At 35.8% G+C, this 7,033-nt stretch carries 7 protein-coding genes and 1 pseudogene; 3 read left to right on the plus strand and 5 right to left on the minus strand.

All coding sequences use genetic code 11. The features are described from left to right. A partial coding sequence (locus F6K54_RS36930) for a hypothetical protein (RefSeq protein ID WP_293088920.1) occupies positions 1-54 on the minus strand: 54 nt, incomplete at its 3' end. Positions 55-452: 398 nt separating this feature from the next. Further along, positions 453-734: pseudogene (locus F6K54_RS36935) on the minus strand (cytochrome c oxidase subunit II transmembrane domain-containing protein); the annotation flags it as partial. 854 nt (positions 735-1,588) lie between these two features. Between F6K54_RS36935 and F6K54_RS36940 the strand changes: the two are divergent. The 3 genes from F6K54_RS36940 (at position 1,589) to F6K54_RS36950 (ending at position 5,433) form a co-directional block, all read left to right on the plus strand. Further along, entirely contained in the window at positions 1,589-2,503 is a 915-nt protein-coding gene (locus F6K54_RS36940; RefSeq protein ID WP_293088909.1) for a heme A synthase, read from the plus strand. A gap of 425 nt (positions 2,504-2,928) precedes the next feature. Next, complete coding sequence (locus tag F6K54_RS36945; protein WP_293088910.1) at positions 2,929-3,915, plus strand: heme o synthase; 987 nt, start codon at positions 2,929-2,931, stop codon at positions 3,913-3,915. Between the two features lie 510 nt (positions 3,916-4,425). Beyond that, complete coding sequence (locus tag F6K54_RS36950; protein ID WP_293088912.1) at positions 4,426-5,433, plus strand: hypothetical protein; 1,008 nt, start codon at positions 4,426-4,428, stop codon at positions 5,431-5,433. Here F6K54_RS36950 and F6K54_RS36955 read toward each other — a convergent pair. The 3 genes from F6K54_RS36955 to F6K54_RS36965 all read right to left on the minus strand — a co-directional run bounded on the left by F6K54_RS36955 (position 5,430) and on the right by F6K54_RS36965 (position 6,706). Then, on the minus strand, positions 5,430-5,573 hold the full coding sequence (locus tag F6K54_RS36955; protein WP_293088914.1) for a hypothetical protein: 144 nt from the start codon (positions 5,571-5,573) through the stop codon (positions 5,430-5,432). The genes F6K54_RS36950 and F6K54_RS36955 overlap by 4 nt on opposite strands. After that, the gene (locus tag F6K54_RS36960; protein WP_293088916.1) at positions 5,563-5,817 is read right to left on the minus strand and encodes a hypothetical protein; all 255 of its coding nucleotides are present in this window, start codon (positions 5,815-5,817) and stop codon (positions 5,563-5,565) included. The genes F6K54_RS36955 and F6K54_RS36960 overlap by 11 nt, the downstream gene beginning before the upstream one ends. Positions 5,818-6,079: 262 nt before the next feature. Further along, entirely contained in the window at positions 6,080-6,706 is a 627-nt protein-coding gene (locus F6K54_RS36965; RefSeq protein WP_293088918.1) for a Uma2 family endonuclease, read from the minus strand. Positions 6,707-7,033: the final 327 nt, after the last annotated feature.

A 7,033-nucleotide genomic window follows, 5' to 3' on the forward strand; every position in this document is an offset into this window, starting at 1 on the left:
TCCAGGAATTGCATCTTGCTTCAAACGGAAAGCAGGTATCCAGAAAGAATGAATAACATCTTCAGCAGAAAGGTTACTTGTATATCTTTGTTGACAGGAATATGGAGTTCCCCTGCTAGAACACCACTTTCAGGATAGTTAATCAGCCAGCCATACTGAATTCCTGTAATGTCAACAACTACATCTGCTGGGTTTGCTCCTACTTCAGGAGTTGCCCCAAAGCCATATTTGCTCACTTCTTTTTTGGCTACATCTTCTGACTCCATTCCTTCAACATCTGCTATTAGGGGAGCTGCCAGAGCTGTTCCTGACTGCACTGTTTGCCGATCAGATGAAGAAACATGAGCTACTTTTGTTCCTGCTGGATCGAACCCACCCATCTGTCTGTATACATCTACACTGTAGATACCAAGACCAATTACAATTATGGATGGAATTGCCGTCCAAAATATTTCTAATGGTAAATTTTCCCTAAAGGCAGCACCATCACCATCGTCTCCTTTTCGTCTACGAAATTTAATTGCAGAGAAGACGATTGTTCCTTCTACAACTAGAAATAAAGCTGCTGCTATAGTAAACATGACGTCAAAAAAACCGTCTACCAGAGGAGCTTGTACTGATGCTTGCTCTGGTAATAGACCATGATTTTGACCTAACCACACGCTAACTATGGTGACTATTATACCAACTACTAGGGTGATTACTGAGACCGGTATTTTTTCTTTTTCTTCCATATTTTACCTCATTTACTTACTCTTCCTCCCCCTAGTCTAGGTAGAGGAGCGTTTGACTTTTTGTCATACTCAACTATATAGGTTAAACTAAGTTTCTACTTATAAATTAGATACAATTGTTACTATTTATAAAAATTATAGATTATCTTTGTTTTTCTGAGATTTCTCTGGAGAAAGTTTATATTGTTTTAACTATTTCCCTCAAAAACTACCCCACAGTTTGTATAAATAGAGTTACATTGAATATGTACTTTTAAATTGCATACTTTAATTTATTAATTTATTTTAAATTAAAGAAAAAGTTAAGAATAAAAAAATGGCAAGAACGGTAACAGACAGAACAGTAAACTGTAAATAAAATTCAAATCAGAAAACTTTCTAAAGCACAACAATTCTTCAGATAGTATCGCTTATAGTAACAAAAATCAGACACATTAATAATTGTCAGATGTTAACTAGCTATCAGCTATCAGCTATCAGCTAAAAATTCGAGGGTTTAAGTCCCCCTGTATATTTGAAAAAGCGCGTGGTGCTTGTTAATAATAAGGGTTTTATCCTCCATCACACAGGCAACTAGAGGCTGATTGCTACTTCAATTTAGCAAGATTTTAGCTAAACCGTCGAGAAGCCTCACACTATAATTTTCAATTTGGTGTGAGATGAATCGGCGGTAAGCGTAAAATCTGATTGCGGAGCTAGGCGCGTAGTTTTCGATTTGCAGAAAGGGCGGCGGGGCATCCCGTCCTTAAAGCTCGCTCTTGTCCGATGCAATAGCAGGACTGCGAAGCGAGAAGCCCATACTATACCGAATGGTTAGTGTGGGAGTATGTCACATTAAAGCTAATAAAAAACTTATGGCCAATTCTGTTTTAAATAACAATACAATTATTCCCTCTCAGTCTCCAGCACGCGATCGCATTAGTGGTTTGGTTTGGAAACTATGTGTAGCAACCCTACTACTAATGGCTATTGGTAGTGCTACCAGGGTTATGAATGCTGGTTTGGCCTGTCCTGACTGGCCGTTGTGTTATGGTCAATTAGTACCAATGGCACAGATGAATCTGCAAGTATTTTTAGAGTGGTTTCATCGACTAGATGCAAGTTTAATCGGCTTTGGCGCGATCGCTCTCATGGGTTTATCATGGTGGCATAAACGAGAATTACCTGGTTGGCTACCTTGGGCATCAACTTTTGCTCTAGGACTAATAGTTTTTCAAGGCGTACTCGGTGGATTAACTGTTACAGAACTGTTACGCTTTGATATTGTCACCGCTCACCTGGGTACTGCTTTGCTGTATTTTATGACTCTATTAGTTATAGGTGTATCAATGATGCCATACACAGGTACGGGTAATGTTGGTAAACTACCTTGGGTAGGACTAACTGCTGCAATTTTAGTTTATTTACAAAGCTTACTCGGTGGGTTAGTTGCCTCTCAGTGGGCATTGCATCAATGTTTTGGAGTGGCGGAACTTTGTAAAATAATGAATAGTCATATTGCTGGTGTTGTTCCTCCGACTTTAGCAATATTGACATTAGTAGTAATGGCATGGCGCACCTCTGCCTTACATCCGCTGCTGCGAAAGTTAGCAAACTGGGCTGGTTTATTAGTATTAGCTCAGATTGGTTTGGGGGTTATGACTTTCCGGTTACGTCTGCAAATTGAGTTGTTAACCGTATCTCACCAAGCCGTAGGAGCAGCATTACTGGGAACTTTAGTAGCATTTACTGTTATTGCTTTACGCGATCGACAATTTGCAAAGGCTTAATTGTTAAGATAGATACAGTAATATACCCCTCTTTTGTGAGTTATTAGATTAGAAAGGGCGTTGCATAAATGCGGGATGATTTTAATAGTCTTGAGTCTTGTGGAATGGGCATCTTGCCCGTTCCTGATATTTTCGGGCAAACAGGATACTCACCCCACTTATATTCATCCCGCCCCTCAGCAATATAGCTAACATTATGTTCGGATAATTACTTATAAAAAAGTTTTTGTTTGTAGTTTTACTCTAGTGCTTACAATACTTATACAAGGGCTAAAGCCCTACTACAAGCAATTATAACTGTTTTACCGAACATGATATAACATCACAAATTAACTGGTACTAATATCCGTTTTTATACTGCTCATAAACTTTAGACTACGGAAAAAATAACCAGTTTAAACAGAAAATTAACAAACTAAGAATCTATGCAAGAAGTTATTTCTCATCATCTTCCACGACGCCATGATAATATCCTACAAGTACTCAAAAGTTATTATCAACTAACAAAACCTAGAATTATTCTGCTGCTACTAATTACAACAGCAGCCGGAATGTGGTTGGGAGCAAAAGGAGAAGTCTCTCCCCTTCTATTATTCGTGACATTAACAGGTGGTGCATTAGCTTCTGGTGCAGCTAACGCTATTAACTGCATCTACGACAGCGATATTGACTATATTATGGAGCGTACTCGTTGGCGTCCTATTCCTTCTGGTAGAGTCAAACCCCGCGATGCTTTAATTTTTGCATTCACTCTAGCAGCTACATCATTTACTTTGCTCACAGTATTTGCTAATTTACTAGCAGCACTGTTGGCAATGTCTGGAATAGTTTTCTACGTTGGTATTTACACTCACTGGTTAAAACGTCATAGCGTCCAAAATATTGTAATTGGCGGTGCTGCAGGTGCTATTCCCCCATTAGTAGGTTGGGCGGCTGTTACAGGTGAATTGAGTTGGGCAGCTTGGTTGTTGTTTGCCATCATCTTTATTTGGACTCCACCTCATTTTTGGGCTTTGGCAATTTATATTCGCGATGAATATAAGGAAGTGGGTGTGCCAATGTTACCTGTAATTGAAGGAAATGAGGAAACAGCCAAACAAATTTGGGTTTACACTCTGATTTTGATTCCGATGACTTTGTTGTTGGTTTATCCATTGCACGCGAGTGGAGCAGTTTATGCAGTATTAGCAACTCTCCTCGGTGGAGTTTTTATCCAGAAAGCTTGGCTATTATTAAAAGAGCCTTCCAATAAAGATGTGGCGCGATCGCTCTTTAAGTATTCCATTTACTACATGATGTTATTGTGTTTGGTAATGGTGATTGACAGTTTGCCTTTGACTCATGGAATCACTACTGCTCTAGTGGATAATTTTCAGACTTTGATTAGTAGCGCGATCGCAATTTTATCTTAGTTACTACTATTGGACAATAGTTAGACAATATAATTTTGTTTGAGGTAGGCAAAATGCCTGCCTTTTAGTTTGACAATTTGTAGTAGGAGTTCTTAAAACTGTTACGAGAAAGCTAAAATTACAGCGACCAACAACAGCATTTGAAGCTAGAGAACTGACAACAGCATCTGAGTCTAGAGAAATAAAAACTAGAGAAATTTCATGGAGGTCAATCTAATTTGAAAACCTTGAATATACAGAAGTTTTAAAAAATAAATTTTTAATAGTAATATTGTTGTGTTTATTATCTTAAAATAAATATTATTGACTTACAAATTTTACATTATAGCGGTTTTCACCCTGGTGAGGTACATCAACAGCCTTGCCTTTTAAGGGGATAATAAGTGGTTGAGGGATAGGGAAGAAACATCGCCATATCCAATTGACCAAAAGAAAGTAAACTACAGTATTTTAATACTCCTACTTGAGTAGGAAATACTGATAACTGATAACTTAAAACTGATAACTGAAATGACTTTATCAACTATCATCAACATCGCAGTCACTCTCATTTTTATTTACTTGGCTTTTAGTTTTATCATTTTGGCAATTCAGGAAAGAATATTCTTTAACTTAAAAGCTAATAAATTAAAAGATTTTATTTATGAATTGTTAGGAGAGGAACAACAAAAAAATAAATCCGACAAGAGTGATTCTCTTACAGAAAGATTTTTTAACAAATATTTAATCTTGTCTGCTAATCCATCTCAATCATCAAAGGTAAAACAACAAAAAGTATTAATATCTAAGAAATTAGAACGAATACCTGCTGAAGAATTTGTTGCAAATTTAATAACCCTAGTAGCAGAAATATTAAATTATGAAGATGGAGATTTCTATAATAAGTATGAATTAACCCAAATCATGGAAGATATTAAGAACAGTGATTATTTTTCTGAAAAAATCAAACTAGAGTTTTCTCGAATGGCACGAACAGCTATCAATAGATTTCAAGACAAAAAAGAGCAAATTAACTATTTAGATAAACAACTTCAATCTTGGTATAATAGGTCAATAGAAGAGGCTTTAGAAATTGACGATAGAGAAAGCAAAAATATTTCTATTATCTTATCTGTAATAATTGTTTTGATGTTCAATATTGACACAGTAAACATTATTGATAATTTATCAAAAAGCGAAATTACCTCAAATATCAGCAATACAATAACAGAAGTAATGGTCTCAAATTCTCAATCTACTCCATGTTCTGACCTAGATAATGACACTGAACTCGATTGTATTCAAGATCAAGTAACTACGACTATGATGGCTTTGGATAGAATTGATATTTTTCCTATTGGATGGAATTTTTCAGAACCACTAAAAGAACAGTTTAAACCCTTGGATTTTCCTCATATTATTAAAGCTGTTACCGGATGGATTCTAAGTATTATTGCGATTTCTCAAGGAGCGCCTTTTTGGTTTAACATTCTGAATGATTTAATTAATTTTAAATCAAGTAAATCAGCAAAAAATTAATCGTAAAAATAATCGCAGGGCCTATCCTTAACAGGTTGAGTATCTAACCGAATACGACGATATTTTTTGGAGATTTGTCGCAAATTTCTTTTGTATTCAGGTGTTAACTCAATGTCAACTACAGGAGTATTATTCGACATCTATTCCTTCCCACATTTCAGAAAGAGGAATGCGTTCTCCAGATTTTGCTTCTTGCAATGCTCTCCTAAGACTAGCTTTTATTTCTTCAACTGGAGTATCGTCTGGGTCTGGTTCAATTTCTTCTGTTACTTCCGGAAAGAGTAGGATAACTCGCACTTTTCCTGGGATTGAATTTTCAATGGGGCGATCGAGGAATAATTGCCCTTTTTCATCGAGAGTTCCTGTTACTTCAATAGCTTTCATGTGTGTTCTTTTTATAGTAGTTTAGGTGAATTATATTATAGTTTATCACTATTTATCTGCCAATTTTCATCATAAATTATAGTTAGTTTCCCACTATGGGATTATTACCGAATAATTAAGGTAAAATGCCTCTCCTTTAAAGGATAAACAATGAATTAATTTTTCTTTTATTCAATCCTCTTCCTTTTAGGGAGAGGTAATTATCAATTATCAATTATCAATTATTGAAAATATACTTTGCTTAACTCAACTTAAGTTTTATCTACAGGTTTTGTAACCATTCACGAAACTCACGAAGTAAAGAATTTTCCCCTTTTTCCCCTCGTCTAGTGAGAAAATTCAAAATAACTGACTTGGATAAAATTGGCAAAACATTTGACTTTTCTTGCTCCTGATAACTGCCATTTTGCAAACAATAAATAAATAAATTTTCCCCATCAAATCTCCATATTTCTCCGATACCTAAAGCAGCATAAATTGTTAAACGATCTAAAGAACTACTGGTAATATCAATCTCAATTGCCAAGTCTGGAGGTGGATCTATATTAAAGTCAAATTGAATTTTACCTCGTACTAATGCTTCATTGGTAATGTAATAACATTCATCTGGTTCAATTCCTTTTTGCAAATCTTCTCGACTTAATGTTGTTGAACCAAGACTTGATATTTCTAACCCTAATACTTCTGTTGTTGTTTGTACCAGTCGTCCTAAAAAATCTTTATTAATTTCATGCTCTGGCAAGGGAGTCATAATTTCTAATGCACCTTGATCGTAGGTCAATTTTTGACTAGGATTTTCTGCTAAATCTAACAATAATGCTTGATAAGTTTCCCATCTGATTCCAGTTAATACTGTTCTGTTTTCTGGTTTAAATAAAGTTTTAGTCATTGTGTTATATTATGTTCAAATATTTATACTTCGGGTAAATAAAGGCAGAAGACAGAAGGAAAAGAAAGGTTCAAAGGGAGAAAGTTTTTTTATCGCTGATTACCCGAGGATATTATTATACAAAATCTATCGACGTTTGCTACGAATACGCAAGGTTATTTGTAGTCGTTATATGATGTCCGGTTGAATAGTTATAAATAACAACAGAGGAGTCAGGAGATCCCCCCTAATATCATGTCCGGTTGAATACTTATTATTAAGGTAGTAGGGGAGTAGGGGAGTAGGGGAGTAGGGGAGTAGGGGAGTAGGGAAAATAGAAAGATTTAC

This window comes from Okeania sp. SIO3B5 (assembly GCF_010692555.1).
Taxonomy (GTDB): Bacteria; Cyanobacteriota; Cyanobacteriia; order Cyanobacteriales; family Microcoleaceae; genus Okeania.